Origin of the sequence: Streptomyces litchfieldiae (genome assembly GCF_031845365.1) — a bacterium.
GTDB lineage: Bacteria > Actinomycetota > Actinomycetes > Streptomycetales > Streptomycetaceae > Streptomyces > Streptomyces litchfieldiae.
Genome location: NZ_JAVREL010000001.1, coordinates 385371 through 411893, shown reverse-complemented (window position 1 = coordinate 411893; position 26523 = coordinate 385371). Strand labels below are relative to the sequence as shown.

At 73.0% G+C, this 26523-nt stretch carries 25 protein-coding genes and 1 pseudogene; 12 read left to right on the top strand and 14 right to left on the bottom strand.

The genetic code is table 11. The features are described 5' to 3' along the window. Positions 1 to 9 precede the first annotated feature (9 nt). Positions 10 to 858, bottom strand: a complete 849-nt coding sequence (locus RM590_RS01840) for a helix-turn-helix domain-containing protein (RefSeq protein ID WP_311702520.1) — start codon at positions 856 to 858, stop codon at positions 10 to 12. 402 nt (positions 859 to 1260) lie between these two features. Between RM590_RS01840 and RM590_RS01835 the strand changes: the two genes are divergently transcribed. Continuing rightward, positions 1261 to 1653: an SCO5389 family protein gene (locus RM590_RS01835; RefSeq protein WP_311702518.1), complete on the top strand. Its 393-nt coding sequence runs from the start codon at positions 1261 to 1263 to the stop codon at positions 1651 to 1653. Here the strand turns inward: RM590_RS01835 and RM590_RS01830 are convergent. Continuing rightward, the gene (locus RM590_RS01830; RefSeq protein ID WP_311702517.1) at positions 1622 to 2686 is read right to left on the bottom strand and encodes an LLM class flavin-dependent oxidoreductase; all 1065 of its coding nucleotides are present in this window, start codon (positions 2684 to 2686) and stop codon (positions 1622 to 1624) included. The genes RM590_RS01835 and RM590_RS01830 overlap by 32 nt on opposite strands. 198 nt (positions 2687 to 2884) lie before the next feature. Between RM590_RS01830 and RM590_RS01825 the strand changes: the two genes are divergently transcribed. Then, the gene (locus RM590_RS01825) at positions 2885 to 3199 is read left to right on the top strand and encodes an ATP/GTP-binding protein (RefSeq protein WP_394813756.1); all 315 of its coding nucleotides are present in this window, start codon (positions 2885 to 2887) and stop codon (positions 3197 to 3199) included. Here RM590_RS01825 and RM590_RS01820 read toward each other — a convergent pair. The 3 genes from RM590_RS01820 to RM590_RS01810 all read right to left on the bottom strand — a co-directional run bounded on the left by RM590_RS01820 (position 3193) and on the right by RM590_RS01810 (position 6350). Beyond that, positions 3193 to 5481: a tetratricopeptide repeat protein gene (locus tag RM590_RS01820; protein WP_311702516.1), complete on the bottom strand. Its 2289-nt coding sequence runs from the start codon at positions 5479 to 5481 to the stop codon at positions 3193 to 3195. The genes RM590_RS01825 and RM590_RS01820 overlap by 7 nt on opposite strands. Beyond that, positions 5471 to 5845 carry a hypothetical protein gene (locus tag RM590_RS01815; RefSeq protein ID WP_311702515.1) on the bottom strand — a complete coding sequence of 125 codons (375 nt, stop codon included), beginning with the start codon at positions 5843 to 5845 and terminating at the stop codon, positions 5471 to 5473. The genes RM590_RS01820 and RM590_RS01815 overlap by 11 nt, the downstream gene beginning before the upstream one ends. Positions 5846 to 5909: 64 nt before the next feature. Beyond that, positions 5910 to 6350 carry a Rossmann-fold NAD(P)-binding domain-containing protein gene (locus tag RM590_RS01810; protein ID WP_311702514.1) on the bottom strand — a complete coding sequence of 147 codons (441 nt, stop codon included), beginning with the start codon at positions 6348 to 6350 and terminating at the stop codon, positions 5910 to 5912. 163 nt (positions 6351 to 6513) lie between these two features. Here RM590_RS01810 and RM590_RS01805 point away from each other — a divergent pair, with 163 nt between their 5' ends. After that, positions 6514 to 7455, top strand: a complete 942-nt coding sequence (locus RM590_RS01805; RefSeq protein WP_311702513.1) for an AraC family transcriptional regulator — start codon at positions 6514 to 6516, stop codon at positions 7453 to 7455. Here RM590_RS01805 and RM590_RS01800 read toward each other — a convergent pair. From RM590_RS01800 to mce, 7 genes are all read right to left on the bottom strand, one after another. Beyond that, positions 7452 to 8345, bottom strand: coding sequence for an ABC transporter permease (locus tag RM590_RS01800; protein WP_311702512.1), 894 nt, complete (start codon positions 8343 to 8345; stop codon positions 7452 to 7454). The genes RM590_RS01805 and RM590_RS01800 overlap by 4 nt on opposite strands. Next, complete coding sequence (locus RM590_RS01795) at positions 8342 to 9487, bottom strand: ABC transporter ATP-binding protein (protein ID WP_311702511.1); 1146 nt, start codon at positions 9485 to 9487, stop codon at positions 8342 to 8344. The genes RM590_RS01800 and RM590_RS01795 overlap by 4 nt, the downstream gene beginning before the upstream one ends. 120 nt (positions 9488 to 9607) lie before the next feature. Further along, positions 9608 to 10375 carry an ABC transporter permease gene (locus tag RM590_RS01790; RefSeq protein ID WP_311702510.1) on the bottom strand — a complete coding sequence of 256 codons (768 nt, stop codon included), beginning with the start codon at positions 10373 to 10375 and terminating at the stop codon, positions 9608 to 9610. A gap of 3 nt (positions 10376 to 10378) precedes the next feature. After that, positions 10379 to 11287 (bottom strand): ATP-binding cassette domain-containing protein, encoded by a 909-nt coding sequence (locus RM590_RS01785; protein ID WP_311702509.1) that lies wholly within the window; start codon positions 11285 to 11287, stop codon positions 10379 to 10381. An 88-nt stretch (positions 11288 to 11375) separates the two neighbouring features. After that, positions 11376 to 12320, bottom strand: a complete 945-nt coding sequence (locus tag RM590_RS01780) for a coiled-coil domain-containing protein (protein ID WP_311702508.1) — start codon at positions 12318 to 12320, stop codon at positions 11376 to 11378. Positions 12321 to 12547: 227 nt separating this feature from the next. Beyond that, positions 12548 to 15886 carry a hypothetical protein gene (locus tag RM590_RS01775; RefSeq protein WP_311702507.1) on the bottom strand — a complete coding sequence of 1113 codons (3339 nt, stop codon included), beginning with the start codon at positions 15884 to 15886 and terminating at the stop codon, positions 12548 to 12550. Between the two features lie 120 nt (positions 15887 to 16006). Continuing rightward, positions 16007 to 16459 carry a methylmalonyl-CoA epimerase gene (gene mce, locus RM590_RS01770; RefSeq protein WP_311702506.1) on the bottom strand — a complete coding sequence of 151 codons (453 nt, stop codon included), beginning with the start codon at positions 16457 to 16459 and terminating at the stop codon, positions 16007 to 16009. 136 nt (positions 16460 to 16595) lie between these two features. Between mce and RM590_RS01765 the strand changes: the two genes are divergently transcribed. After that, entirely contained in the window at positions 16596 to 17801 is a 1206-nt protein-coding gene (locus RM590_RS01765; RefSeq protein ID WP_311702505.1) for an acetyl-CoA C-acetyltransferase, read from the top strand. 1 nt (position 17802) lies between these two features. Next, positions 17803 to 18762 carry a methylmalonyl Co-A mutase-associated GTPase MeaB gene (gene meaB, locus RM590_RS01760; protein ID WP_311702504.1) on the top strand — a complete coding sequence of 320 codons (960 nt, stop codon included), beginning with the start codon at positions 17803 to 17805 and terminating at the stop codon, positions 18760 to 18762. Between the two features lie 35 nt (positions 18763 to 18797). On the opposite strand, the gene RM590_RS01755 is transcribed toward meaB, so the two are convergent. Continuing rightward, positions 18798 to 19652: a PepSY domain-containing protein gene (locus RM590_RS01755; RefSeq protein ID WP_311702503.1), complete on the bottom strand. Its 855-nt coding sequence runs from the start codon at positions 19650 to 19652 to the stop codon at positions 18798 to 18800. Positions 19653 to 19766: 114 nt separating this feature from the next. Between RM590_RS01755 and RM590_RS01750 the strand changes: the two genes are divergently transcribed. After that, a complete protein-coding gene (locus RM590_RS01750; protein WP_311702502.1) occupies positions 19767 to 20435 on the top strand; it encodes a response regulator transcription factor in 669 nt (222 codons plus the stop codon). Then, positions 20428 to 21885: a sensor histidine kinase gene (locus RM590_RS01745; RefSeq protein ID WP_311702501.1), complete on the top strand. Its 1458-nt coding sequence runs from the start codon at positions 20428 to 20430 to the stop codon at positions 21883 to 21885. The genes RM590_RS01750 and RM590_RS01745 overlap by 8 nt, the downstream gene beginning before the upstream one ends. A gap of 18 nt (positions 21886 to 21903) precedes the next feature. Here the strand turns inward: RM590_RS01745 and RM590_RS01740 are convergent, their stop codons facing one another. Next, positions 21904 to 22380, bottom strand: a complete 477-nt coding sequence (locus RM590_RS01740) for a MarR family winged helix-turn-helix transcriptional regulator (RefSeq protein ID WP_311702500.1) — start codon at positions 22378 to 22380, stop codon at positions 21904 to 21906. Positions 22381 to 22518: 138 nt separating this feature from the next. Between RM590_RS01740 and RM590_RS01735 the strand changes: the two genes are divergently transcribed. The 5 genes and pseudogenes from RM590_RS01735 (at position 22519) to RM590_RS01715 (ending at position 26463) form a co-directional block, all read left to right on the top strand. Continuing rightward, complete coding sequence (locus RM590_RS01735) at positions 22519 to 22863, top strand: DUF3817 domain-containing protein (protein ID WP_311702498.1); 345 nt, start codon at positions 22519 to 22521, stop codon at positions 22861 to 22863. A 73-nt stretch (positions 22864 to 22936) separates the two neighbouring features. Then, positions 22937 to 23688, top strand: a pseudogene (locus RM590_RS01730) (class I SAM-dependent methyltransferase). 102 nt (positions 23689 to 23790) lie between these two features. Further along, positions 23791 to 24318 (top strand): MarR family winged helix-turn-helix transcriptional regulator, encoded by a 528-nt coding sequence (locus RM590_RS01725; protein ID WP_311702497.1) that lies wholly within the window; start codon positions 23791 to 23793, stop codon positions 24316 to 24318. 18 nt (positions 24319 to 24336) lie between these two features. Beyond that, entirely contained in the window at positions 24337 to 24681 is a 345-nt protein-coding gene (locus RM590_RS01720; RefSeq protein ID WP_311702496.1) for a DUF3817 domain-containing protein, read from the top strand. A 78-nt stretch (positions 24682 to 24759) separates the two neighbouring features. Next, on the top strand, positions 24760 to 26463 hold the full coding sequence (locus tag RM590_RS01715) for an acyl-CoA mutase large subunit family protein (RefSeq protein WP_311702495.1): 1704 nt from the start codon (positions 24760 to 24762) through the stop codon (positions 26461 to 26463). Positions 26464 to 26523: the final 60 nt, after the last annotated feature.

Below are 26523 nucleotides of genomic sequence, written 5' to 3'. Positions count from 1 at the left end.
CCCGGCCGCTCACCCCGCCGCTCCGCCCCGGCCGGCCGGGATCTTCTCCCGCAGCCGCTCGATGAACGCCAGCGACTCCGGCGGCGGCAGCGAACGGTCGCGGAGCCCGTCATAGGCGCGCCGCAGCCGGTCCACCCCGGCCTGATCGCTGATCAGCTCGCCCGAGTAGCCCGTCTCCGTATAGGCCAGCGCCTTGCCGCCCGGCAGCCACATCAGCATCGTGTCCGTCCCGCTCAGCCCGTGCAGCCCGGCGGAGAACCGCAGCACCTGGAGCGTGATGTGCGGGCGCTCGGCCATCCGCACCAGATGCCCCAACTGGTCGCGCCACGCGGCCGGATCGGCCAGGGGCCGGCGCAGCACCGATTCGTCCACCACCGCGCGGAACTCCGCCGGGTCCTCCCGGTCGAGGATCCGCTGCCGCCGCAGCCGGGCGGCGACGCGGACGTCCACGTCGTCCGCCCGCGGATTGGCCGTCCCCAGCAACTCCCGGGCGTACGCCTCGGTCTGGAGCAGCCCCGGCAGCACGGTCCCCGTGTACTTGTGGAGGATCCGCGCCTGCGACTCGACCTTGACATACGCCTCGCAGGTGTCGCGGAACACGTCCGCCCGCGCCAGCTCCCACAGCATCATCAGATGGGGCGTCGTGCCGTACGTCTCGTCCAGCGCCGCGATGACGTCCGGACTGCCCAGCCCCTCGCCCTTCTCCAGCTTGTACAGATGGGTGTGGTCCCAGCCCAGCTTGTCGGCGAGCTGGCGCAGCGACCAGCCGGCCTCGTTGCGCAGCCGATCCAGCTCCTCCGCCAGCATTCGACGCGCCGACGGCTTGCCCCGCCCCGAGATCGGTTTCCTTGCAGGCATGCGCGCACCCTTTCGTTTGCGGTCGACATCTACCAACGGCTACACGCTGGTCACAGTAGGTGTGGTTGGCGCCCGGCGCCGGTGCTTCCGCGCAAACTCCACTCGTAAGGAAACGTGATGGACGGCATGCGAACCGCCGTTCCGGTTCGCCGCCCGGGCGGAGCACGGGTGTAACGGCCGCGGCACAGCGGGCTCATCGGTATGCGTGGGATTGGCGTGATTCGACATTGGCCGGATATGTGCGCGATCCACTGACATGCACGGGGCAAGCGGCCTAACGTTGGGCCGGGGGCGCCGCGCCATCCGAAAACACCTGTGTGAAGGGTGACTTGGCGGGCGGAGCGGGGTCCTCGGTCCCGTCCGCCAGAGCCCCGAGCCAGGGGCCGGGAGAGGAGATACGCCATGTCGCTCGACGTCCCACCGGTATTGCTGGAGCAGGCCGAACGAGGCGAGGTCGACGAGGCCGCGTTCGTCGACTGCGTTCGCACATCGCTGCCCTTCGCCTGGGACATGATCAGCAACCTTGTCGCCCGGCTGAAGGTCGATGGCGGTGACTTCGCCGACAACACCACACCGCCACCAAACGAACAGGCGCGCGGCCAGCTTCTGCGCGCGCTCGCCAGTGACGCCATCCGCGGCGCCCTGGAGCGCCACTTCGGGGTGAAGCTCGCTTTCCAGAACTGTCACCGGGTGGCCGTCTTCCCGCTCGACGCGGCCTCGGACGCGCCGCTGGCACGGTTCACCTCCGTGCGGGGGCAGATCCTCAACCAGTCGCCGGAGCTGCGGGACTGCTGACGGCGGTCTCGCGTGCTGCCGCTTCCGCCCCGCCGGCCGGCAGGAGCGGCAGCACCTCGTCGGCCAGCCGCCGGACGTTCCGCTCGGTGGCGGCCAACTCGCCGGACCCCTCCACCAGGAGCGCGAACCGCGTGATCCCGGTGCGTTCCGCCGTGGCGGCCAGCCGGTCCGCGCACAACTGCGGCGGACCCACCGGGTGCAGCTCGCACAGCAACTCGGTGTAGGCCAGCGGGTCGCGCATCGTCCGCGCCCGGTCGTCCACGGTCCGGTGCGCCGCCAGTCCCTGCCGCAGCCAGCCGGGCAGCGCGCGGCGCAGCACCTCCACCGCCTCGGACTGGCTGTCACCGACCTGGACCACCCCGGCCGACACATGCTCGGCCTCGGTGTCCTGTCCGGCCTCCGCCGCGGTCTTGCGCCACAGCGCGACCATCTCCGCCTTCTCCTCGTCCCCGATGTGCATGCCCAGCAGCATCGGCAGCCCCCGCCAGGCGGCCAGCCGCACGGTCTCCGGCGAGGTGCAGGCGACCATCACCGGCGGCTGCTCGGCCGGTCTCGGCACCACGTCCACCTCGCGGAACGCGTACCGCTCGCCGTCCGCGCCGACGCGCGGCTCACGCAGCCAGCGCAGCAGCAGGTCCAGCGACTCCGGGAAGCCGCGCTCCAGCGCGGCCAGGCCGCCGCCGAAGACCTCCAGATCGACCCAGGGCCCGCCGCGCCCGACGCCCAGCGTGAACCGCCCGCCCGACGCCATGTGCAGCAGCGCGGCCTGCTCGCCCAGCGCGACGGGATGCCCGGTGGTCAGCACGCTGACCGCGGTGCCCACGCGCACCCGGCGGGTGCGGCCCAGCACCAGCGCGGCCAGGGTGGCGGCCGAGGGCACGACCCCGTACGGCACGAAGTGGTGCTCGGCCAGCCAGACCGAGTCCAGCCCGACCTCGTCGGCCAGCTCGGCGGATCGCAGAGCCCGTTGCAGCGCCTCCTTGTCGCTCTGGCCCGGATACTGACCGGCCAGCACAAATGTCCCAATCCTCATCGGCCCCATAGCCGGTACCCCTCTCGGCAGTGTGTCTCAGGGCGGCGCCTGCCCCGTTGTCCCCTGGGCACTAACGCGGGAGCACGTGCCGGAGGCACGGGCCAGTGGCAAGTTTTTCGGATGATCGGCCGGGAGCGGTGGTTGAACCGCTGCGTACACTCGATGGCACGGTTCGTTCCCGACTTCGAGGTGTTACGCGTGTCCCCCCGTCGCAACCGCCCACGCGCCGCCGGGCCCCGGCCGGGCGCCCGTGACATGGGCTCCGGCCTGGAGCGCACGGAGGCGTGGCAGGGCGAGGATTGGGTCGTCCGCCGTATCACGGGCACGGCCGCCGCGAAGCACTACCGCTGCCCGGGCTGCGACCAGGAGATCCCGCCGGGCGTGCCGCACGTGGTCACGTGGCCGAGCCTCGGCGCGGTCGACGACCGCCGCCACTGGCACGGCCCCTGCTGGAACGCCCGCGACCGCCGGGGCGCGCGGACGCTGCGCTCGCGGAACGCCCCGCGCTACTGAGCCGGCGTCCGGCGCCGGGTCAGGGCGCGGCGGAGGCGGGCCCAGCGGGAGGGGGGTTGTGCGCGGAGTAGGTCGGCGTAGTGGCGCAGGTCCGCTTCCTCTTCGTGTTCACCGAGGGCGGCCAGGAGGGCGGCGGCCTGCTCGGCGTAAGTCAGAGCCTCGTTGGTGCGGGACATCTGACTCAGGGTGAGGGCCAGATTGCCCAGTGCCTTGGCTTCAAGGTAACGCTCGCCGAGCTCGCGGCAGATGGCGAGGGCCTGGCGGAGCGTGGCGACGGATTCCTTGTGCTGGCCGGCGTGCAGCAGTGCGTTGCCGAGGTTGTTGAGGGTCTGTCCTTCGCCGTGGCGGTCGTTGAACTCGCGGCAGATGGTGAGGTCTTCCCGGAATGCGGCGATGGCTTCTTCGTGCCGTCCGGTCACGGAGAGTGCGAGGCCGAGGTTGTTGAGAGCTTGTCCTTCGCCGTGGCGGTCGTTGAACTCGCGGCAGATGGTGAGGTCTTCCCGGAATGCGGCGATGGCTTCTTCGTGTCGCCCGGTCACGCGGAGCGCGTTGCCGAGGTTGTTCAGGGTTTGTCCTTCGCCGCGGCGGTCGTTGAACTCGCGGCAGATGGTGAGGTCTTCCCGGAATGCGGCGATGGCTTTTTCGTACTGCCCGGTCTCGATGAGTGCGAGGCCGAGGTTGTTGAGAGCCTGTCCTTCCCCGTTGCGGTCGCCCAGCTCACGGTAGATGGTCAGGGTGCTGTTGAACGCATCGATGGCCTCGTCGAACTCGCGGGTTGCCCAAAGGGACAGCCCCAGGATGTTCAGTGCTCCCGCCTCTTGGTCGCGGTCGCCGACTGTCTGCGCGGCGGTGACCGCACATCGGCACACAGCCAACGCGTCCGCCAGATGCCGGTGCCTGTTCAGGAAGATGCGAAGGCAGTGGGCGAGTCCTATCGCGACGCTGTGCCGTCCCGCCTCGGCCGCCAGCGCCACCGCGCCGACCAGGCTGGCCCGTTCCCGTTCCAGCCAGGCGACGGCCGCCGCCCGGTCGGGGAATTCGGGGGGTGTGGGCTGGCCGTACAGCACGCGGAGGTGGTCATCGGCCGCGTCCGTCCGGGTCAGGTAGTGGTCCAGCAGCCGGTCCACCGCATCCTCGCGTCGGTCCTCCTCGGCCGCCGCCTCCCCCTGCTCCGTCGCGTACAGCCGAATCAGGTCGTGCATCCGCCAGCAGCCCGAGCCGGTGGGCTGTTCGGCGATCAGGCAAGCCTCGGCCAGAGCGGCCAGCAGGGTGCGGGTCTCGCGGGGGTCGAGTTCGGCTATCGCCGCCGCCGCCTCGGTGGAGACCTGCGGGCCGGGGTTGACCGTGATCAGCCGGAACAGGCGCTGCTGCTCGGCCGGGAGGCGCTGGTAGGAGAGGTCGAACGTCGCCCGCACCGCGATCGACGAGCCGTCCACGGCCGTGTGCCGCAGCCGTTCCAGCCGGGCGCGGGCGTCGGCCAGGTCGTCGGCCGCGTCGGCGATCCGCAGGCCGGGGTCCGCCGTCAGCAGCGCGGCGACGATGTGCAGCGCCAGCGGCAGATGGCCGCAGTGCTCGCCCACGCGCGCCAGCGCCGCCCGCTCCCGGCGCGGCCGTTCGTCGCCGGGCCGGGCCCGCCGCAGCACCCCGGCGATCAGCGCGGCGGCGGCGTCCGGCGTCAGCTCGGCCAGGTCGATGAGCCGGGGCGCGAACCCCGGCGCGACCAGGGTGTGCCGGGAGGTCACCAGCAGCCGGTGGTCACCGCCGGCCGGCACCAGGGGCTGGATCTGGGCGGCGGTCGCGGCGTCGTCCGCCACGATCAGCACCGGCTCCGTTCGCCGGGCCAACTCGGAGCGGTACAGCGTCAGTTGCTCCTCGGGCGTGGGCGGCCGGTCCTGCTCGGGCACGCCGAGCGCGCTCAGCAGGGCGGCCACCGCCGCCTCCGCGCCGACCGGCCCGGCCGGGTCATAGCCGCGCAGCGCCACGAACAGTGCCCCGCCCGCGAACCACCCCCGTCGCACCGCCTCATGCGCCGTGTGCAGCGCCAGCGCCGTCTTTCCGATGCCGCCGAAGCCCCGGACCGCCGTCACCGGGCCGCCGTCGCCCGCCGGGTTCAGCAGCGCCAGCAGTTGGGCGGCGCGCTCCTCGCGGCCCACCAACTCGCCCGGCCCGGCGGGGAGTCCGGCCAGCGCCTGGGCGGCGGGGGAGTGCGCGTGGTAGTCCCCGGCGACTTGAAGCACCTGACCGTTCCCCGACGCGTGCGCGCGCTGGTCGTTACGCCCCATCGCCGCCGTCCCGCTCCGGCGCGCGCTGGGTGATCCGCGCGCCACCGGACGCCTTCGCGCGCTGGTCGACATCCCCGCCGGCGCCCGCCTCCTGGGTGACGCGGGCGCGGCCCGAGGCGTTCGCCCGCTGCCGGACCCGGCCGCCGCCCGGCCCGGACTCGGGGGAGCGGGCCGCCCACCAGCCGCCCGCCGCGCCGACGGTGGCCGCGACCACCCCGGCGAACGCGGTGCCCACCGTCAGCCGGTCCCCCTCGTCCGTGGGCAGCAGACCGGCCGGGTCCTCCCACGCCAGCCACAGACACAGCGCGAACGCGGCCACCGAGCCCGCGACCACCGCCGACCACCGCACCACCGCATGCGACATCCGCGCCCCCCTTCCCCGTCCAAGCTACCGCGCGGAGGGCGAATCGCGGTGCCGCTGGGGGGAGTTACACCACCGCCCGGTGGAACGACTCGACCGTCTCGGTCAGCACCGCGTCCAGCGGGGTCGGTGTGACGCCGAAGGTCTCGGTCACCCGGGAGCCGTCCATCAGGAACGGCCGCTGGGAGAGGTACTGCATCTCCGGGACGCCCGACGTGATCGGGTCGACGAGGGCCGCGTTGTGCAGGGCCAGCGCCGACATCGCGATCAGCTGGTGATCGGCCAGGCCCGCCAGTTCCGCCAGCCGTGCGGTGATCGCGCGCACGGAGAGGTCGGAGACGGCGGGCACGTGCCAGGGCCGGCCCCAGGCGCGGTCGTCCCGGCTGAGGGCGACCAGCGTGCGGGCCACGTCGCCGGGGTAGGCCCAACTGTGGGCCGCGTCCAGGTCGGCCGGATACTGGGCCGGTTCGCCGGCCAGCACGAACGGCGCGACCAGCAGGTTGAACATCGACAGCACCGTCCGGCCGCCGAGGTAGTCGCCGGGGCGGACCTCGGCGAACCGGATCCGGCCCGCCTCAACTCGACCCTACGGATGCGGTGATGGACGGTGAATGGCTTGCCGTCTCCATTCTTTGTCCCATCGTCCACGGCGGGGGGCGTACGATCGCGGCATGGATGTGCTCAGCGATGTGCTCGCCGCCATGCGCGTGGGACAGCCGAACGCGGGACGGAGCCGGTGCCGGGCGCCGTGGGGCGTGCGGTTCCCGGCCGGGGACGCCGCCGCCTGCCATGTCGTGCTCCAGGGCGCGTGCTGGCTGATCCCGGACCGCGGGGAGCCGGTGGCGCTCGGCGTGGGCGACGTGGTGTTCACCTCGCACGGCGACGGCCACGCCCTGGTCGACCGGCCGGGCAGCCCGACGGTCGCGTTCCGCCCGGAGCACGGCGGCGAGTCGCCGCTCGCCGAGCTGGTCATCCCCGGCGACGGCGGCGCGGCCACCGAAATGCTGTGCGCCTCCTACAGCTTCGACCAGACCCGCCCGCACCCGCTGCTGCGCGACCTGCCGCGGATCATCCATCTGCCGGCCCGGGTGGGGCAGCACACGGAGCTGCGGGCCGCCGTGGACCTCCTGGGCAACGAACTGCGGCACCCGCGCGCCGGTACGGAGGGCGTGCTTCCCGCGCTCGTCGACATGCTGCTGCTCTACGTGCTGCGGGCCTGGCTCGACGAGCGGTCGGGCGACACCGCGGGCTGGGCCACCGCGCTCAACGACCCGGCCGTCGCCGTGGCGTTGCGGCACATCCACCGGCAGCCCGACCGGCCGTGGACCGTCGAGGAACTGGCGGTGCGCGCCGGGCTGTCCCGGGCGGCCTTCGCGAAGCGGTTCGCCACGCTGGTGGGCCAGCCGCCGCTGACCTATCTGACCTGGTGGCGGATGACGACCGCGGCCCGAATGCTGCGCGGCACCGAGACGCCGCTGCGTTCCGTCGCCGAACGCTGCGGCTACGGCTCGGAGTTCGCCTTCGCCAAGGCGTTCAAACGGGAGTACGGGATGGCCCCCGGCCGGTACCGCCGCGAGGGCCGGTCACCGGCGGGGGCGGCGTCCGCACGCTAGACGTCGGTGGTCGTCAGCCGGGCGTAGGCGGCGATCAGGACCGCCAGGGTCACGCCGGCCAGCAGGCCGAGCAGGGGCCAGCCGGTGTCGCCGGCCTCGCCCTCGATCGGGATGCGGAAGAGGGTGGCCAGGCCGTTCAGCGGGGAGTACTCGATGAGCTTCTCGCGGAACGAGCTCAGGCCCTCGCCCACCATGAACAGCGCGGTGAGCAGCGGCAGCAGGACCACGCCGAGCATGGTGGTGATGGCCCCGGCCGAGTGCCGCAGCAGGCCACCGACGCCCAGACCCAGCAGGCCGAGCAGCGACACGTACAGCGACGCCCCGACCGTCGCGCCCAGCCAGTGGCCGGAGGTGGCCACCAGCTTGCCGTTCTCGATCGAGTCCTCCAGGTACTCGTCGTGGATGGCGTAGTAGGGCACTTCCTGGTCGGCCAGCATGGAGGAGTGGATCAGCCCGGTCAGCGTGCACGCGATGAGCGTCATCGTGAAGGCCAGCAGGAAGAACACCACCGCCTTGGCCAGCAGGACGCGACCGCGCTGCGGGCAGGCGGTGAGCGTGGTGCGTATCATCCCGGTCCCGTACTCCGAGGTGATGACGAGCACGCCGAGGGTGATGACGCAGAGCTGGCCGAACATCAGGCCGAAGAAGCCGCCCGCGAGGAGCGGCATCTCCACCTCGTTCTGGCTGCTGAGCGCCACCGCGAACAGCAGGCCCACGCCGACCGTGAGCACGAACATGATGACGAGCGTCCACACGGTGGACCGCACCGAGCGGATCTTGGTCCACTCGGAGGCGAGGGCGTGCCCGAAGTGGCTGCGGGTCACCGGGATCGGGGAGGCGTAGCCCGGCGCGGGCGGGGCGTGCTGGGGCATCGGCGCGGGGGCGGTCATCGGGCGTCCTCGGTGCTGGGCGTGGCGGTCGTCGGGTTCGGCGGGGCGGCGGGCGGCGCTTGCGCGGGCACGGCCTGGACGCCCAGCGCCAGGGTGGCCCCCGGCGGCTGCGCGGCGGGCTGGGGCGGGGCCGCGAACGGCTGTTGCGCGTACGGCTGCGGCGGAACGGGCACGGTGCCCGGCGCCGGGGCGGGCGGTGACTGCCCCAGGCCGGAGCGCTGGTCGCTCGTCGAGCGGTAGTCCACGGCGCCCTGCGTCATCCGCATGTACGCCTCCTCCAGCGAGGCCTGGTGCGGGGACAGCTCCCACAGCCGGGTGCCCGACTCGTGCGCCAGGTCGCTGATGCGGGGCAGCTCCAGGCCGATGACCTTCAGCGCGCCGTCCGGCTCGGGCGTCACCTGGGCGCCGGCCCCGGTGAGGGCCTTCACCAGCGTCTCGCGCTGCTCGGTCTCGCCGTCCGGGGTGCGGACGCGGGCGAAGTCCGTCGAGTTCTGCCGGATGAAGTCCCGCACCGGCAGGTCGGCCATGAGCTGGCCGCGCCCGATCACGATCAGATGGTCCGCCGTCTGCGCCATCTCGCTCATCAGGTGGCTGGAGACGAAGACCGTGCGGCCCTCGGCGGCCAGCCGCCGCATCAGGTTCCGGACCCAGAGGATGCCCTCCGGGTCCAGCCCGTTCACCGGCTCGTCGAACAGCAGCACCTGGGGGTCGCCGAGCAGCGCCGCCGCCATGCCGAGCCGCTGCCCCATGCCGAGCGAGAAGCCCTTGGACCGCTTGCCCGCCACGTCCTGGAGGCCGACCACGCCCAGCACCTCGTCCACCCGGCGGGCCGGGATGCCGGAGAGCTGGGCCAGACACAGCAGATGGGCCCGCGCGGTGCGCCCGCCGTGCTTGGCGTTCGCGTCGAGCAGCGCGCCCACCTGGCGCGGCGCGTTCGGAAGCTGCCGGTACGGATAGCCGCCGATGGTCACCGTGCCCGCGCTGGGCTGGTCGAGCCCCAGGATCATGCGCATGGTGGTCGACTTGCCGGCGCCGTTCGGGCCGAGGAAGCCGGTGACTTTCCCCGGCTGGACTCCGAACGTCAGGTTGTACACGGCCGTCTTGGAGCCGTAGCTCTTGGTCAGGCCGACTGCTTCGATCATTCTTCTCCACCCGTTACAGCCGAAACTCGTCCCCCAATAGGCTGGAAACCATATCGGACCTGATCTCAAGCGGGCTCATCCAGTCGGAACCGCGCCGAGCGGGCTCCTCGCCCGCCGGCGTCAGGCGTCCCGTTTCCGCAGGCTCAGATATCCGGCGGCCAGCGCCGCCGCCACCCACAGCAGCATGATCAGCAACCCGCCCCACGGACCGTACGGCCGCTCGCCGTCGTCCACCACCGCCATGATCTGCGAACCCGCCTGATCCGGCAGATAGTCGCCGATCTTCTCCGTCGCCGACACATTGGCCAGGATGCTGGAGATCATGAAGAAGAACGGGATCAGCACCCCGAACGTCAGCATCGGGCCGCGCAGCAGCCAGGCCACGGCCATCGCGAACAGCGCGATCAGCCCCATGTAGAGACCGGCGCCGAACACCGCGCGCAGCACGCCCGGTTCGCCGATGTCCGTGCGGTAGCGGCCCAGCATCGCCTGGCCCAGGAAGAACGCCAGAAAGCTGGTGGCCAGCCCCACCAGCAGCGCCAGCGCCGTCGCCACGGCCAGCTTCGCGGCCATCAGCGCGCCGCGCCGCGGCACCGCGCACAGCGAGGCGCGGATCATGCCGGTGCTGTACTCGTTGGACACCACCAGGATGCCGAAGGCGATCATCGCGAGCTGGCCCATCGACGTCCCGGCGAAGCTGATGAACGTCGGGTCGAACGTAAGCTGTTCGGCGCGCGAGAGGTCGTCGTAGCCGTGCCGCACCAGCAGGCTGATCAGCATGCCCAGCGCCACGGTCACCACGACCGCCGCCGCCAGCGTCCACACGGTGGACCGCACGGAACGGATCTTGGTCCACTCGGACTTCAGCACCCAGTCGGCGTTCGCCACGGCTCAGCCCTCCCGTGCCTGGTACTCCACGGCCCCGTGCGTCAGCCGCATGAACGCCTCCTCCAGCGACGCCTGCTGCCGGCTGAGCTCGTGCAGCACCACGCGGTGTTCGGCGGCCAGTTCGCCGACCCGGGAGGCGGGCACCCCCTCTATCTCCAGGCAGCCGTCCGGCCGCTGCTCCGGCCGGACGCCCGCCGCCGCCAGCGCGTCCCGCAGCCGCTCCGGCTCGGGGGTGCGCACGCGCACGAACGTCCGGGAGTTCTCCTCGATGAAACGGGCCATCGACGTGTCCGCGAGCAGCCGGCCCTGACCGATCACCACGAGATGTTCGGCCGTCAATGCCATTTCGCTCATCAAGTGGCTGGAAACAAAAACGGTCCGGCCGCCCGCCGCGAGCTGCTTCATCAGATTCCTGATCCAGTGAATGCCTTCCGGATCAAGGCCGTTCACCGGCTCGTCGAACATCAGGATCCGCGGATCGCCCAGCAGCGCGCTGGCGATCCCCAGCCGCTGACCCATGCCGAGCGAGAAGCCCTTCGGCCGCTTTCTGGCCACCCCTGTGAGTCCCACAAGATCGAGCACTTCGTCGATCCGCCGCGGATCGACGCCGTTGCTCTGCGCCAGGCACAGCAAATGGTGATACGCCGTGCGGCCCGGATGCACCGACTTGGCCTCCAGCAGCCCGCCGATATACGTCAGCGGGCGCGTCAGCCGGTCATAGGGCCGCCCGTCGATGGTCACCCGGCCGCTCGTGGGATGGTCCAGCCCCAGGATCATCCGCATGGTCGTGGACTTGCCCGCGCCGTTCGGGCCCAGAAAGCCGGTGACCACCCCCGGGCGCACCGCGAACGTCAGCCGGTCCACCGCGGTCTTCGCGCCGTACCGCTTGGTGAGCTCCGCCAGCTCGATCATGGACCGACGCTAAAACGGCGCTGGGGCCGCCGCCCGGTGAAGGCGGCGACCCCAGCGCCGTTCGGGTGAGCGCGCCGGTGCGGCGGGCTCAGCGGGACTGCTGCGCGGGCACGCCCTTGGACAGGCTCTCGTTGTCGTCGTCGTCCCCGAGGGAGGCCGCGGCGACCTGAGCGCCGGTCAGCGTGGCCAGCATCTCGCGGACGTTGGTGAGCTGGGCGTTGATGCTGTCGCGGCGGTTGGTGAGGGCCGCCAGCTCGCGCTCGGACTCGCTGCGGATCCGGTCGGCCTTGGCGTTGGCGTCGGCCACGATGTCCTCGGCCTGCCGCTGCGCGGTCTCCACCGTCTGGCGGGCGCGGCGCTCGGCGTCCGTGCGCAGCTTCTCGGCCTCCAGCCGCAACTGCTCGGCGCGGTGCTCGATCTCCGCCAGCCGCTTCTCCGCCTTCGCCTGACGGGAGGCCAGGTCGCGCTCGGACTGCTCCCGGCGCTTGGCCAGGTTCGTCTCGAAGTCGGCCGCGGCCTGCGCCGCCTTGGCCCGGGTGTCCTCGAAGAGGGCGTCCGCCTCCTCGCGCTTGGCCTGGGCGTCCTTCTCGGCCTCGGCGCGCGTGGCGGCCGCCTCGCCCTGGGCCTTCTCGACGATGCGGGAGCCGTCCTCCTCGGCCTTGGCCTTGCGCTCCGCCGCGTACGCCTCCGCGTCGTTGCGCACCTGCTGCGCCGCGCCCTCGGCCAGCTCGCGGTGCTGCTCGGCGGCCCGCCGGGCCTCCTCGCGCAGGTCCTTCGCCTCCTCCTCGGCGAGGCGGAGGATCTTCTCGACCCGGGCCCCGAGCCCGGCGTAGGACGGCTCGGCGTCGGTGATGGCGGCCTGGGCGTTCTGCGTTTCGAGGTGCAGCTCCTCGATCCGCTTCTCCAGAGAGGTGATACGAGCCAGTGCGCTGTCGCGGTCGGCAACGAGCTTCGAGATGCGGTCGTCCACCTGCCCGCGGTCGTAGCCGCGCCGCACGAGCTCGAAGCCGAAGGGGGAGGAAGTGTCGCTCATGGGGTTCCTGTCGAATCAGACGGGTGCGTTGAGTTGATGGAATGTGGGGCCTGGGCGTTCAAGCGCTTCGGGTCGAGCTCCTAAAGCCGTGATACGGACGGGTCCATGCCCTGGAGGCATCATCCTAGGGGGCGAACCGGCGTGTCTTCGAGCGGATCCGCTTTCTCTGTGGAGAATGTTCGCCCCTTCCGCTCAATCGGTTGTTCAGGGGAATGCCGCGCTCCGTGCTATCCGCCCGCGCGCTTGCCGCCGGGCCGGGGCCCGCCGGCCCCCGCAGCGACCGTGCCGCCTCCGGACTTGCCCCGCGAAGAGCCGCCCGAGCCCCCGGACTTGGCGCCCGGCTTGGGCGCCTCGAAGGACTCCAGCGCTTCCAACACGTCCTGCACCCGGGAGATTTCGGCGTTGATGTCCGCCCGCCTGCGAGCGAGCCGGTCCAGCTCACGCTTGCCGTCCTCCACCATGCGCTTGGCCTCCCGCTCGGCCTCGGCACGGGTCGCCTGCGTCTCGCGCAGCACCTTCGACCGCTGCTGCTCGGCGTCCTTGAGCAGCGCCTCCGCCTTCTTCACCGCGGCGATACGTACCTTACTCGCCTCGGTGCTGGCCTCGTTGAGCAGCTTCTCGGCCGCCGAACGGGCCTCCGCGCGCTGCTCCTCCGCGGCCTTCATCAGCTTGTCCACGCGCTCGCCGGCGGTGCGCGCCTGCTCGGCCGCCTCCCGCCGCGCCCGGTCGTGCAGCGCCTCGACCTCGGCCTCCACCCGGGCGCGGTGCTCCTCCGCCCGCTCCCGGATCGCCGACGCGTCCCGACGCGCCTCCTCCAGCAACTGATTGGCGTCCGCGCGGGAGGTCTCCACCAACTCGGACCCGGCGTCCTGGGCGTCGCCGATGAGCCGCGCCGACTCCTTGCGGGCCGCGGCCACCATCTTGTCCGACTGCTCCTCGGCGGTGGCCGCGATGCGCAGCGCCTCCTCCTGAGCCTTCGCCAGCAGCTCGTCCGCCTGCGCCGCCGCGTCGCTGCGCTTGCGCGCCGCCTCCCGGCGCGCCCGGTCCGCCAGCTCGTCCGTCTCCGCGCGCGTGCGCTCGGCCGCCTCCTCGGCGCTCCGGCGCGCGCGGTCCGCCTCCGCGATCGCATCCTTGACGGTCCGTTCGGCCAGGGCGGAGGCCGCCTCCTTCTCCTCCGCGGACTCCCGCAGCACCCGGGCCGCCTCGCGCTCGGCCTCCGCGCGGTGCGTGGCGATCTCCGCCTCGGCCGCCTCGCGCAGCCCGGACACCGAGTCGCGCACCTGCTGCGCCTTGTGCTCCGCCGCGGCGACCAGGATCTCCGCGCGCCGCTCCGCGTCGTCGATCCGCGCCCGGGCGGCGGCCAGCATCTCCTCGCTCTGCTCGCGCGCCTGGGCCCGCTCCCGGTGGGCGGCCTCCCGCGCGTCCGCCAGGAACGCGTCGGCCTCGGCCCGCAGCCGCGCCGCCTCCTCCTGCGCGGCGCCGAGCGCTTCGGCGGCCTCGGCCGCGGTCCGCTCCGCCGCCGCGGCGGCGTCGGCGCGCACCCGGTCGGCCGCCGAACGGGCCTCGCCGCGCAGCCGGTCCACCTCGGCCATCGCCTCGCCGCGCAGCCGGACCGCCAGCTCCTCGCCCTCGGCCCGCACCCGCGCCGCGTCGGTGGCGGCCTCGTCCCGCACCCGCAGCGCGTCCTGCTCGGCCTGCTCGGTGAGCGCCCGGATCCGCTCGGCGGCCTCCGCGCGCAGCCGCTCGGTCTCCGCGTTCGCCTCGGACCGCAGCCGCTCCGCCTCGGCCCGCGCCTCGGCCAGTGTCTCCTCGGCCGCCGTGACCCGGCGCCCGGCCTCCTCGCGCAGCCGGTCCAGCTCCGCCGTCGCCGCCGCGCGCTCCGCCTTCGTGGCCTCGCGCGCCTCCGCGCGCAGCCGGCGCGCGGCGTCCTCGGCCTCCTGCGTGATGCGCTCGGCGTGCTGCGCGGCCTCGACGCGCTGCTTCTCCGCCTCGGCGCGCGCCTTCTTCAGCGCCTGCTCGGCCTGGTTGCGCAGGGTGGTGGCGCGCTCGATGGCCTCCGTGCGCACCCGTTCGCTCTCGGTCGTCGCCGCCGAACGCAGCTCCTCGGCGTCCGCCCGGGCCTGCGCCAGCAGCTCCTCGGCGCTGGCCGCCGCCTGCTCGATCTGCGAGACGGCGTCCCGTCGCGCCTCGGCGCGGGTCCGCTCGCCCTCCTCGGCCGCCTCCGCCCGCAACTGCTCGGCCTCGCCGCGCAGCCGTCGCGCCTCCTCCTGGAGCTCGACGGTCTTGGCCCGGTACTCCTTCGTGTCGTCCTGCGCGGCACCCTTCAACTGCTCGGCCACGTCGTGCGCCTCGGCACGCAGCCGGTCCGCCTCCGCCTCGGCCTCGGCGCGCAGCCGCTCGGCCTCCTCGGTCGCCGCCTTCGTGGTGGCCTTGGCCTCCTCGGCGGCCTTGGTCAGCACGTCCTCGGCGGTGCGGGCCGCCTCGGCGAGCTGGGCCGCGTACTCCTCGGCGGACTTGGAACGGGCCTCCTCCGTCGCCTCGGCCAGCACCTGCTCGGCCCGGGCGCGGGCCTCGTCCAGCGCGTGCTGCGCCTCGGCCCGGCGGTTCTCCGCGTCGCGGGTGGCCTCGCCCACCATGCGCGCGACCTCCGCCTTGGCGGTGGCCGTGCGCTGCTCGTACTCCGACTCGGCGGTGCCGCGCCGCTTCTCGGCCTCCGCGGTGGCCTCCGCGACCAGCCGCTCGGCCTCCTCGCGGGCGGCGCGCAGCTCGCCCGCCGCCTCGGCCGCCCGCTCCTCGGCCTTGCGCACCAGCGCGGCGGCCTCGCGGCGGCCGGTGTCGGCCTCCTGCGCGGTGCTGCTGCGCAGCCGCTCGGCGTGCTCGGTGGCCTCCTGGGCCTGCGCGGAGGCCGCGTTCAGCAGGCGCTCGGCGTCCGCCCGGGCGCGGCGCAGCAGTTCGTCGGCCTCGCCGCGCGCCGCCTCGGTCTCCGCGGCGATCCGCGCTCTGGCCTCGTCGGCCAGCCGCGCCGCCTCGGTCCGGGCCTGCGCGACGGTCCGCTCGGCCTCGGCCCGGGTCTCCTCCAGCAGCCGGCGGGCCTGGGACTCGCTGCGGGCGCGCAACTGCTCGGCCCAGGCGACGTTCTCGTTGACGTGGGATTCGACGGTGGACCGGCGCTGCGCCAGCTCCTCGTCCAGCCGCTGCCGGCGGCCCACCGCCTCCGCGTGCAGCTCCGCCTCCATCCGGGCGCGCTGCTCGGACTGCTCCTGGACGACCCGCTGGGAACGGGCCCGCGCCTCGCGCAGCTCGCGCTCGGCGTCCACCCGCATCTGGTCGGCCTGGTGGTGGGCGGCGCGCAGGATCTGCTCGGCGTGCGAGGCCGCGTCGCCGTAGACCGGACGCAGGGCGAGGGTCCGGCGCACCTCGTGCAGCTTGGCGCGCAGGACCTCGACCTGGTAGCCGAGGTCGTCGGCATGGTCGACCGCCTTGTCCCGCTCCTTCTTCAGCCGCTCCATCTCGGCTTCGAATCGCGAGAGGTGGTCCTCAGCCTGGTAGGCGTCGTAGCCCCGCACTGCGCGGTCCCATCCGTCCCCTGGTCGTGGTACTGCAAGATCCGGTCATCGGCCGAACGCGGGACGAAGTGAAAGCCCACAGCCCCGGCTCGGCCACTCTACCGGCCGGGGCAGCTCACGTCAGTGGCCCTCGGCATCCCCCGGGGCTGCCGGGACGGCGGACGTCACGAGTTCCGTGAGCACTCCGTGACAGTCCTTCGGGTGCAGGAACGTGATCCGGGAGTCCATCGAGCCGCGGCGCGGCTTCTCGTACAGGACCCGCACGCCCTTGTCGCGGATGGCCTCGGACTCGGCGTCCACGTCGGCGGTGCCGAAGGCGATGTGGTGCACGCCCTCGCCGTTCTTGGCCATCCACTTGGCGACGGGCGAGTCGTCGCGGATGGGTTCGATGAGCTGAAGATAGGACGCCCCACCGTCGTCGGTACCGTTGATTCTCAGCATGGCCTCGCGGACCCCTTGCTCCTCGTTGACCTCGGAGTGGAAGACTTCGAAACCGTAGGTGGCGCGATAGAACTCGACGGTGGTGTCAAGGTCGAAACAGGCGATCCCGATGTGATCGATGCGCGTCAACATCCCCCTAGTCCACTGCCTTTGAGGGGGAGTGTGCAACGTGCGCACCGTCACACGCTCGCGCCGGTGACCCCCTGGGTCACGCTCTGTACATTGACGTGAACCCTCGTTTACTCCCGAAATTCCCGAGGAGTGCACCATGACAACCAGCAACGGCCCCACCTCCGTGATCGTCGCCGGCGCCCGGACGCCGATGGGCCGGCTGCTCGGCGCGCTGAAGTCGTTCTCCGGCGCCGAGCTGGGCGGCTTCGCCATCAAGGCGGCGCTGGAACAGGCCGGGATCACGGGCGATCAGGTGCAGTACGTGATCATGGGACAGGTGCTCCAGGCCGGGGCGGGGCAGATCCCGGCGCGGCAGGCCGCCGTGCGCGCGGGCATTCCGATGACCACCCCCGCGCTGACCGTGAACAAGGTCTGTCTCTCCGGGCTGGACGCCATCGCGCTGGCCGATCAGCTCATCCGCGCCGGCGAGTTCGACGTGGTCGTGGCCGGCGGCCAGGAGTCGATGACCAGCGCCCCGCACCTGCTGCCGAAGTCCCGGGAGGGCTTCAAGTACGGCGCGGTGCAGATGCTCGACGCGATGGCGCACGACGGGCTGACCGACCCCTTCGAGGGGATCGCCATGGGGGAGTCGACCGACAAGTACAACGCCCGCCTGGGCATCACGCGCGCCGATCAGGACGCCGTCGCGGCGCTCTCCCACCAGCGGGCCGCCGCCGCCCAGAAGAACGGGCTGTTCGAGGCCGAGATCACGCCGGTGCCCGTGCCGCAGCGCAAGGGCGACCCGGTGCTGGTGGACCGGGACGAGGGCATCCGCCCCGAGACCACCGTGGAGGGGCTGGCGCGGCTGCGGCCCGCGTTCGACCCTCAGGGCACGATCACGGCCGGCACCTCGTCGCAGATCTCCGACGGCGCCGCCGCGGTGGTCGTGATGTCCCGCGCCAGGGCGGAGGAGCTGGGCCTGTCCTGGCTGGCCGAGATCGGCCCGCACGGGAACGTGGCCGGCCCGGACAACTCGCTCCAGTCGCAGCCCGCCAACGCGATCCTGCACGCCCTGAGCCGGGCCGGGCTGACCGTGGCCGACCTCGATCTGATCGAGATCAACGAGGCGTTCGCCGCGGTCGCCGTGCAGTCAATGCGGATCCTCGGAGTTGACCATGAACGGGTGAATGTGAACGGCGGCGCCGTCGCCCTGGGCCACCCGATCGGCATGTCCGGCGCCCGGCTCGCGCTGCATCTCGCCCTGGAGCTGCGGCGCCGGGGCGGCGGCACGGGCGCGGCGGCGCTGTGCGGCGGCGGCGGACAGGGCGACGCGCTGATCCTGCGGGTGCCGGAGGCGAAGTGACGTGACGTTCGAGGTGGGTGAACTGGTGGCCGGCGCGCGGGCGGGCCGACCCCGGGCCGTGGCCCGGCTGATCTCGCTGGTGGAGGGGGCCTCCCCCCGGCTGCGCGAGGTGATGGCCGCGCTGGCGCCGCACACCGGCCACGCGTATGTGGTCGGCCTGACCGGTTCGCCCGGCGTCGGCAAGTCCACCTGCACCTCCGCGCTGGTCGGCGCGTACCGCCGGGCCGGCAAGCGGGTCGGGGTGCTGGCCGTCGACCCCTCCTCGCCGTTCTCCGGGGGCGCGCTGCTGGGCGACCGGATCCGGATGGGCGAGCACGCCACCGACCCCGGCGTCTACATCCGTTCGATGGCCACCCGCGGTCACCTCGGCGGGCTGGCCTGGGCGGCGCCGCAGGCGGTGCGGGTGCTGGACGCGGCGGGCTGCGACGTGATTTTCGTGGAGACCGTGGGCGTGGGGCAGTCGGAGGTGGAGGTCGCCGCGCAGGCGGACACGACGGTGGTGCTGCTCGCTCCCGGGATGGGCGACGGGGTCCAGGCGGCCAAGGCCGGAATTCTGGAGGTCGGCGACGTCTTCGTCGTCAACAAGGCCGACCGCGAGGGCGCGGACGCCACGGTCCGCGAGCTGAACCACATGCTGGGCCTCGGCGAGGCCCGGGCTCCCGGCGACTGGCGGCCGTCCGTCGTGAAGGCGGTCGCGGCGCGCGGCGAGGGCGTGGACGAGATGGTGGCGGCGCTGGACAAGCACCGCGCGTGGCTGGAGGAGCACGGCGCACTGGCCGCCCGGCGCGTGCGCCGGGCGGCCCTGGAGGTGGAGACGATCGCGGTCACCGCCCTGCGCGAGCGGATGGCGGACCCGAGCGGCGACGCGCGCCTGACGGCCCTGGCCGAACGGATCACCGCCGGCACGCTCGACCCCTACACGGCGGCGGACGAACTGGTGGCGGGGCTGACGGGGGAGTAGATCCCGTCCGGCCCGCCACCGGTGCCCGGCGGAGCTCAGCGGTCGTCCGCGTCGTCGTCGCCCTGGTCGTCACCGTCGTCGGCCGCGTCGTTCCGGTCGTCCGCGTCGTCGTTCCGGTCGTCGCGGTCGTCGCGGTCGTCGTCCTGGTCGTCGTCGCGGTCGTCCGCGTCGTCCTCGTTCCGGTCGTCCCGGTCGTCCCGGTCGTCGTCCCGGTCGTCCGCGTCGTCCTCGTTCCGGTCGTCGCGGTCGTCACCGCCGCCGTTGTCGTCGTCGCCCCGCTCCTCGTCGGTGATCTCCCCGGACGCCAGGTTGATCCGCAGCTCGTACTCGGTGCCGTCCTCGCCGCGCAGCTCCAGCTCCCAGTGGCCGTCGTCCACCGTCGCCTCCCGCAGCAGCGCCGAGGTGTGCTCCTCCGCCAGCCGGACGGCCTCCGCCGCGTCGATCTCGGCGCTCTCCGACAGCAGGCTCCTGGCCGCCACCCGGTCGTCGTCATCGTCGTCGTCGCCGGCCAGCGCCCGGCTGTTCAGCACCTCGGCGCCGTCCTCGCTGATCCGGACCCGGTGCCACTGCTCGTCCTCGCCGTAGACCTCGACCTCCCAGCCGCGGCCCTGACCGTCGTCCGCGTCGAGCTCGATGTCCGTCACCACGCCCGGCACCGCGCCGATCGCCGTGCCGACCGCCTGCTCGGCGGCCGAGCCGCTGTCGTCGCCCGCCGCACCGTCGTCGCCCGAGCCCGTGTCCGCCCCGGCTTCCGCCACCGCGATGTCGTCGAGCGCGGCGCTCGTCGGCTCCGTCCGCTCGCCGTCCGAGCTCATCGCGGCGCCGGCCAGGGTGCCGCCGCCGATCACGGCGCCGGCCGCGACGATCGCGAAGATGACATTGCGCTTCATGAGGGTTCCTCCCCGTTGTGAGTGCCAACGGGGAAGACCATCCCGGAACGTTGCTGAAGAGGACCTGAAGCCACCTGAAGAACCCTTCAGGAACGGTTTGCCAAGCTTGGCCCCATGCGCGTGCTGATTGTGGAGGACGAGAAGCGCCTGGCCCGTTCGCTGGCCCAGGGTCTGACGGCCGAGGGCTTCGCCGTGGACGTCGTCCACACCGGGACGGACGGGCTGCACCGGGCGACCGAGGGCGCCTACGACCTGATCATCCTGGACATCATGCTGCCGGGCATGAACGGCTACCGGGTCTGCGGCGCCCTGCGCGCCGCCGGGGACGAGACGCCGATCCTGATGCTCACGGCCAAGGACGGCGAGTACGACGAGGCCGAGGGGCTGGACACCGGCGCCGACGACTACCTCACCAAGCCGTTCTCCTATGTCGTCCTGGTCGCCCGGGTGCGCGCCCTGCTGCGCCGGCGCGGCGGGCGCGGCGCCTCGCCCGAGCTGCGGGTCGGCGATCTCACCGTGGACCGCGCCGCCCGGCGCGTCACCCGGGCCGGGCTCGAAGTGGCGCTCACCGCGAAGGAGTTCGCGGTGCTGGAACATCTGGCCGGCCGCGCCGGCGAGGTCGTCTCCAAGGCCGAGATTTTGGAGCACGGCTGGGACTTCGCCTACGACGGCGACCCGAACATCGTCGAGGTCTACATCAGCGCGCTGCGCCGGAAGCTGGGCCCCGGCCTCATCGTCACCGTGCGCGGCGCGGGCTACCGGCTGGTGGCCGCCCATGGCTAGCGTCCGCTCCAAGGCCGCGCTCGGCGCCACCACGGTGGTGGCCGTGGCCCTGGTGACGGCGGGACTGATGATGCTGATCCTGCTCCGCGAGAACCTGGACGAGCAGGTCGAGCTCCAGGCCGAGGTCACCGGCCGCGCGGTCGCCGAGAAGCTGGCCACCGGCACGGCCTTCGACGACCTCGACCTGCCTTCCTCCGACCCGGTGCAGGTGCTGTCCGGCGACGACCGGGTGCTGACGGTGAGCGAGGGACTGGAGGCGATCGACGGCACGCCCAGCGACCGGGTCACGTCCGAGTCGCCGGAGCCCCGCCAGCAGGAGCGCCCCAACGAGGAGGGCGACGACGATGACGACGAGGACGACGACGAGCGGCAGGACGAGGACGACCCGCGCCCGGCGGAGTTCGACGACCGGATCGGCCACGTGCTCGGCAGGGCCCGGGTGAACGGCCAGGAGGCCGAGTACCTGTTCGCCGTGGTCGAGGTGCGGACGCCGGCCGGCGAGGAGGCCATCGTCTACGCGGGCGCCCCGCTGGATGTGGAGCAGGCCGCGGTGAACAGCGTCCGCACCTCCATGTTCGTCGGGGTGCCGCTGCTGCTCGCGGTCGTCGGCGGCGTCACCTGGCTGGTCACGCGCCGCGCGCTCGGCCCGGTCGAGGGCATCCGCCGCGAGATGGCGGCGATCACGCGGTCCGAGGACCTCTCCCGCCGGGTGCCCGAGCCCGCCACCCAGGACGAGATCGGCCGGCTGGCCCGGACCACGAACGAGACGCTGGCCGCGCTGGAGACCTCGGTGGAACGGCAGCGGCGCTTCGTCGCCGACGCCTCGCACGAACTGCGCAGCCCCATCGCCTCGTTGCGCACTCAGCTCGAGGTGGGCGAGGCCCATCCCGAGCTGCTGGACCTGCCGGGCGCGGTGAAGGACACCGTGCGGCTCCAGGACCTGGCCGCCGACCTGCTGCTGCTCGCCCGGCTGGACGCCGGGGAACGCCCGCTGTCCGGAGAGGTCGAGCTCGCCGGTCTGGTCACCAAGGAGCTGGCGCGGCGGCGGGCCGGCGACCGCCACCCGGTGCGGCTGGCCGGGGCCGAGGAGGTCACGGTGACCGGCTCGCGCGGGCAGTTGCTGCGGGTGCTGGGCAATCTGCTGGACAACGCGCAGCGGCACGCGGCCGGCGCGGTGCGGGTGTCGCTGCGGCGGGAGGACGGCGAGGCGGTGCTGGAGGTGGCCGACGACGGCGCGGGCGTGCCGGAGCCGGACCGCGAGCGGATCTTCGAGCGGTTCGTGCGGCTGGACGACGCCCGCAGCCGGGAGGACGGCGGGGCCGGCCTCGGGCTGGCCATCGCGCGGGACGTGGCCGCGCGGCACGGAGGCTCGCTCACCGTCCACGACGCCCCGGAGGGCGGCGCGCTGTTCGCGCTGCGGCTGCCGGCGGCCCGGCCGGCCGGGAGCTGACCCGGGCGGCGGCGCGCGTCAGGAACGGGAGCGTTGCTGGTACAGGTGCTCGGCCACGGAGGACAGGGACCGCTGGAGCGCGGCCAGGTCCTCGGTGTCGAGCAGGTCCACGAAGTGGCGGCGGACGGACGCCACATGGTGCGGCGCCACCTCGCGCATCGTGTCCCAGCCGTGGTCGGTGAGCACGGCGAACAGGCCGCGCTTGTCCTCGTCGCAGTTCTCCCGGCGGACCAGCCCGGACCGTTCCATGCGGGTGATCTGGTGGGACAGCCGGCTCTTGGACTGGAGCGTGGCGGCGGCCAGATCGCTCATCCGCATCCGGTGCTCGGGGGACTCGGAGAGGTTGACCAGGATCTCGTAGTCGTTGATGGTCAGGCCGAACGGCTGGAGGTCCCGCTCGAGCTGGTACGTGAGCAGCTTGGAGACCTCCAGGTGCGTGCGCCACGCGCGCTGCTCCGCGTCGCTCAGCCAGCGGGTGCCGGTACCGGTGTCCATGCTGTGAACTCTAACCAACCGCGGGGACCCGGCCGGAATGATCCGATTCGCGGCTGCGACAATGGCAGTGCTTGTGCGTCGGTTCACAAGGCTTCACCCCCCACAAAACCCTGGAACCTCTGGAAAGCGGCATTTCCCATGGACCTCAAGACCGTCTCCGCCCTGCGCAGGCTCCGGCTGGTGTCCGCTCCCGAAGCGGTCTCGTTTCTGGTGCTCCTGCTCTGCTCCGTGCTCAAGCGGACCACCGATTTCAACGCCGTGCCGGTGATGGGCATGATCCACGGCCTGCTGTTCGTCGGCTACGTCCTGTTCTGGGCCGACGCGTGGAACCGCGCCAAGTGGCCCCTGCCGACCGCCGCCTGGTACTTCCTGATGTCGGTCCTGCCGCTGGGCGGCTTCTTCGCCGAGCGCCGGCTGCGCCGGGCCCAGGACGACGCGGTGATCGCGGCCCGCGCGCGCCGCGAGGGCGTGGTGAACGCCTGACCCGACGCCCGGCACCACGGATCCGGAGCGGCGCGGGCCGACCGGCCGACCGGTCCGGTGAGATGCTGCCCCCGTGCTCGACTACGACCGCGAGGCCGCGACCTACGACGCCTCCCGGGGCGGCGTCCCCCGGGCCGACGCCGCGGCGCGGGCGGTCACCGCGCTGCTGCCCGCCGCGGCCCGGACCGGCGTCGTCGCCGACGTCGGCTGCGGCACCGGCATCGTGACGGCCCGGCTGGCCGCGCCGGGGCGCCGGCTGATCGGCGTCGACCGGGCCGCCGGCATGCTGGGCGTCGCGGCCGGGAGGCTGCCCGCGGCCGTCGTCCGGGGCGACGCGACCCGGCTGCCGCTGGCCGGTGAATCCTGCGACGCCGCCGTCCTGTTGCGGGTGCTGCACCTGCTGGACCCCGGCGCCGCCGGGCGCGTGATCGACGAGGCCGCGCGCGTGCTGCGATCCGGCGGCGCCCTGATCACCACCGTCGACAAGAACGACGCCCTCTTCGAGACGAGAGCCGACACGACGGAGCTGATCGCCCCGGTCCGCGCCGCCGCCCGGCCCGGCCCGGAGCCCGACGCCGGCGACGAGGTCATGGCCCGCGCGGCCCGCCAGGGCTGGCACCGGCCGGGCGGACCACGTTCACCGGACACGGCCAGGGCCGGAGCCCGCGGGCCCGGCAGCGGTCGGTCGGCGCCCAGCGCTGGACCGCCCGCGCCGGCCCGGCCGCCCTCGCCGCGCTGCGCCGCGACCTGGCCGCGCTGCCCGGCCAGGACCGGCCGCGCGCCGACCCCGTCTACCGCGTCGTCGCGCTGAGTCGGCCGCGCTGACAACTCTCCGTGTCCGCCCGGGCCGTGTGCGCCCGGCCGGCCGCCGGGTCCCGGGGGGATCGCCCGGGCGTTCCGCACGCGTGTGCCGGTAGGGTCGCCGACGTGCCGAAACCGCTCAGCCTCCCGTTTGATCCGATCGCCCGCGCCGACGAACTGTGGAAGCGGCGCTGGGGGCCGGCCCCGTCGATGGCCGCGATCACCTCGATCATGCGCGCGCACCAGATCCTGCTCGCCGAGGTGGACGCGGTGGTCAAGCCGTACGGGCTGACGTTCGCCCGTTACGAGGCGCTGGTGCTGCTCACGTTCAGCAGGGCCGGCGAGCTGCCCATGTCCAAGATCGGCGAGCGGCTGATGGTCCACCCGACGTCGGTGACCAACACGGTGGACCGGCTGGTGCGTTCCGGCCTGGTCACCAAGCGCCCCAACCCCAACGACGGCCGGGGCATCCTCGCGTCGATCACCGACGAGGGGCGGGCGGTGTGCGACGCGGCGACCCGCGATCTGATGGCCATGGACTTCGGGCTCGGCACCTACGACGACGAGGAGTGCGCGGAGATCTTCGCGCTGCTGCGCCCGCTGCGGGTGGCGGCCCGGGACTTCGAGGGGGGCGGGGAGGATCGCCCCGAATGACCCGATAGGCTCTCCCGCATGAAGCGGAGTGTGCTCACGCGGTACCGCGTCATGGCCTACGTCACCGCCGTGATGCTGCTGGTCCTTTGCACCTGCATGATCTTCAAGTACGGCTTCGACCGGGGCGAGGACCTCACCCTGGTGGTCTCCCAGGTGCACGGCCTGCTCTTCATGGTCTACCTGGTCTTCGCGTTCGACCTCGGCCACAAGGCCCGCTGGCCGTTCGGCAAGCTGCTGTGGGTCCTGGTCTCCGGAACGATCCCGCTCGCCGCGTTCGTGGTGGAGCGGCGGGTCAGCGCCGAGGTCCAGCCGCTGGTCGTCGGCGACGACGACGAGGAGCCGGCCCGGCCGGTCAACGCGTAGCGGCGCGGTCCCCCGGTGCGCCGGCGTCCGGGGGCGCTTGTCTCGACAGATACTTGGACGTCCAAGTAAATTGGCGTCATGGACTCCGACGCCATCTCCGCGGGCCGCCGACGCTGGCAGGCCCGTTTCGACGCGTCCCGCACCCGGGACGCCGACTTCACCACGCTCTCCGGCGACCCCGTCGAGCCGGTGTACGGACCCCGCCCGACCGACACGTACGAGGGCTTCGAGCGCATCGGCTGGCCCGGCGAGTTCCCCTTCACCCGCGGCCTCTATGCCAGCGGCTACCGGGGCCGGACCTGGACGATCCGGCAGTTCGCCGGCTTCGGGAACGCCGAGCAGACCAACGAGCGCTACCGGATGATCCTGGCCGCCGGCGGCGGCGGGCTGTCCGTCGCGTTCGACATGCCGACGCTCATGGGCCGCGATTCCGACGACCCGCGCTCGCTGGGCGAGGTGGGCCACTGCGGGGTCGCCGTCGACTCGGCCGCCGACATGGACATCCTCTTCCGCGGCATCCCGCTCGGCGAGGTCACCACCTCGATGACGATCAGCGGCCCGGCCGTGCCGCTGTTCTGCATGTACGTCGTCGCCGCCGAGCGGCAGGGTGTGCCGGTCGCCGCGCTCAACGGCACGCTCCAGACCGACATCTTCAAGGAGTACATCGCGCAGAAGGAGTGGCTCTTCGAGCCCGGCCCCCATCTGCGGCTGATCGGCGACCTCATGGAGTACTGCGCGGCGGGCGTCCCGGCCTACAAGCCGCTGTCCGTCTCCGGGTACCACATCAGGGAGGCCGGCTCCACGGCCGCGCAGGAGCTCGCGTACACGCTGGCCGACGGCTTCGGCTATGTGGAACTGGGCCTCAGCCGCGGTCTGGACGTGAACACCTTCGCCCCGGGCCTGTCGTTCTTCTTCGACGCCCATGTCGACTTCTTCGAGGAGATCGCCAAGTTCCGCGCGGCCCGGCGCATCTGGGCCCGCTGGATGCGGGATGTCTACGGCGCCACCTCCGAGCGCGCGCAGTGGCTGCGGTTCCACACCCAGACGGCGGGCGTCTCGCTCACCGCGCAGCAGCCCTACAACAACGTGGTGCGCACCGCCGTCGAGGCGCTGGCCGCCGTGCTGGGCGGTACCAACTCCCTGCACGCCAACGCCCTGGACGAGACGCTGGCGCTGCCCAGCGAGCGGGCCGCGGAGATCGCGCTGCGCACCCAGCAGGTGCTGATGGAGGAGACCGGCGTCACCAACGTGGCCGACCCGCTGGGCGGCTCGTGGTATGTCGAGCAGCTCACCGACCGCATCGAGGCGGACGCCGAGAAGATCTTCGCCGAGATCGTCGAACGCGGCCGGCGCGCGCGGTCGGGTGCCGGGGAGCACCCGGTGGGGCCCATCACCGCGGGGCTGCTGAGCGGCATCGAGGACGGCTGGTTCACCGGGCAGATCGCGGAGGCCGCCTTCCGGTACCAGCAGGCGCTGGAGAAGGGCGACAAGCGCGTCGTCGGCGTCAACTGCCATACCGGTTCGGTCACCGGTGAGCTGGAGATCCTGCGGGTGAGCCACGAGGTGGAGCGCGAGCAGGTGCGAACCCTGGCCGAACGGCGGGCCGCGCGCGACGGAGCGCGGGTGCGCGCGGCGTTGGACGGCATGCTCGCCGCGGCCCGTTCCGGACAGAACATGATCGAGCCCATGCTGGAAGCCGCCCGCGCGGAGGCCACACTGGGCGAGATCTGTGGCGCGCTGCGGGAGGAATGGGGTACGTACACCGAGCCTCCGGGCTTTTAGGCGCCCTGGGGGGCGCATTCCGCGGTGCGCGCTCGGGGGCTGTATCCGAACAGTTCCGGA

Coding starts and splice junctions, on each gene's coding strand:
- RM590_RS01740 (WP_311702500.1), bottom strand. CDS start 22,380: ATGGACACCGGTACCGGCACCCGCTGGCTGAGCGACGCGGAGCAGCGC.
- RM590_RS01810 (WP_311702514.1), bottom strand. CDS start 6,350: ATGTTCAACCTGCTGGTCGCGCCGTTCGTGCTGGCCGGCGAACCGGCC.
- RM590_RS01780 (WP_311702508.1), bottom strand. CDS start 12,320: ATGAGCGACACTTCCTCCCCCTTCGGCTTCGAGCTCGTGCGGCGCGGC.
- RM590_RS01795 (WP_311702511.1), bottom strand. CDS start 9,487: ATGATCGAAGCAGTCGGCCTGACCAAGAGCTACGGCTCCAAGACGGCC.
- RM590_RS01805 (WP_311702513.1), top strand. CDS start 6,514: ATGGATGTGCTCAGCGATGTGCTCGCCGCCATGCGCGTGGGACAGCCG.
- RM590_RS01735 (WP_311702498.1), top strand. CDS start 22,519: ATGGACCTCAAGACCGTCTCCGCCCTGCGCAGGCTCCGGCTGGTGTCC.
- RM590_RS01815 (WP_311702515.1), bottom strand. CDS start 5,845: ATGTCGCATGCGGTGGTGCGGTGGTCGGCGGTGGTCGCGGGCTCGGTG.
- RM590_RS01715 (WP_311702495.1), top strand. CDS start 24,760: ATGGACTCCGACGCCATCTCCGCGGGCCGCCGACGCTGGCAGGCCCGT.
- mce (WP_311702506.1), bottom strand. CDS start 16,459: ATGTTGACGCGCATCGATCACATCGGGATCGCCTGTTTCGACCTTGAC.
- RM590_RS01765 (WP_311702505.1), top strand. CDS start 16,596: ATGACAACCAGCAACGGCCCCACCTCCGTGATCGTCGCCGGCGCCCGG.
- RM590_RS01800 (WP_311702512.1), bottom strand. CDS start 8,345: ATGACCGCCCCCGCGCCGATGCCCCAGCACGCCCCGCCCGCGCCGGGC.
- RM590_RS01830 (WP_311702517.1), bottom strand. CDS start 2,686: ATGAGGATTGGGACATTTGTGCTGGCCGGTCAGTATCCGGGCCAGAGC.
- RM590_RS01745 (WP_311702501.1), top strand. CDS start 20,428: ATGGCTAGCGTCCGCTCCAAGGCCGCGCTCGGCGCCACCACGGTGGTG.
- RM590_RS01755 (WP_311702503.1), bottom strand. CDS start 19,652: ATGAAGCGCAATGTCATCTTCGCGATCGTCGCGGCCGGCGCCGTGATC.
- RM590_RS01840 (WP_311702520.1), bottom strand. CDS start 858: ATGCCTGCAAGGAAACCGATCTCGGGGCGGGGCAAGCCGTCGGCGCGT.
- RM590_RS01835 (WP_311702518.1), top strand. CDS start 1,261: ATGTCGCTCGACGTCCCACCGGTATTGCTGGAGCAGGCCGAACGAGGC.
- RM590_RS01820 (WP_311702516.1), bottom strand. CDS start 5,481: ATGGGGCGTAACGACCAGCGCGCGCACGCGTCGGGGAACGGTCAGGTG.
- RM590_RS01785 (WP_311702509.1), bottom strand. CDS start 11,287: ATGATCGAGCTGGCGGAGCTCACCAAGCGGTACGGCGCGAAGACCGCG.
- RM590_RS01750 (WP_311702502.1), top strand. CDS start 19,767: ATGCGCGTGCTGATTGTGGAGGACGAGAAGCGCCTGGCCCGTTCGCTG.
- RM590_RS01720 (WP_311702496.1), top strand. CDS start 24,337: ATGAAGCGGAGTGTGCTCACGCGGTACCGCGTCATGGCCTACGTCACC.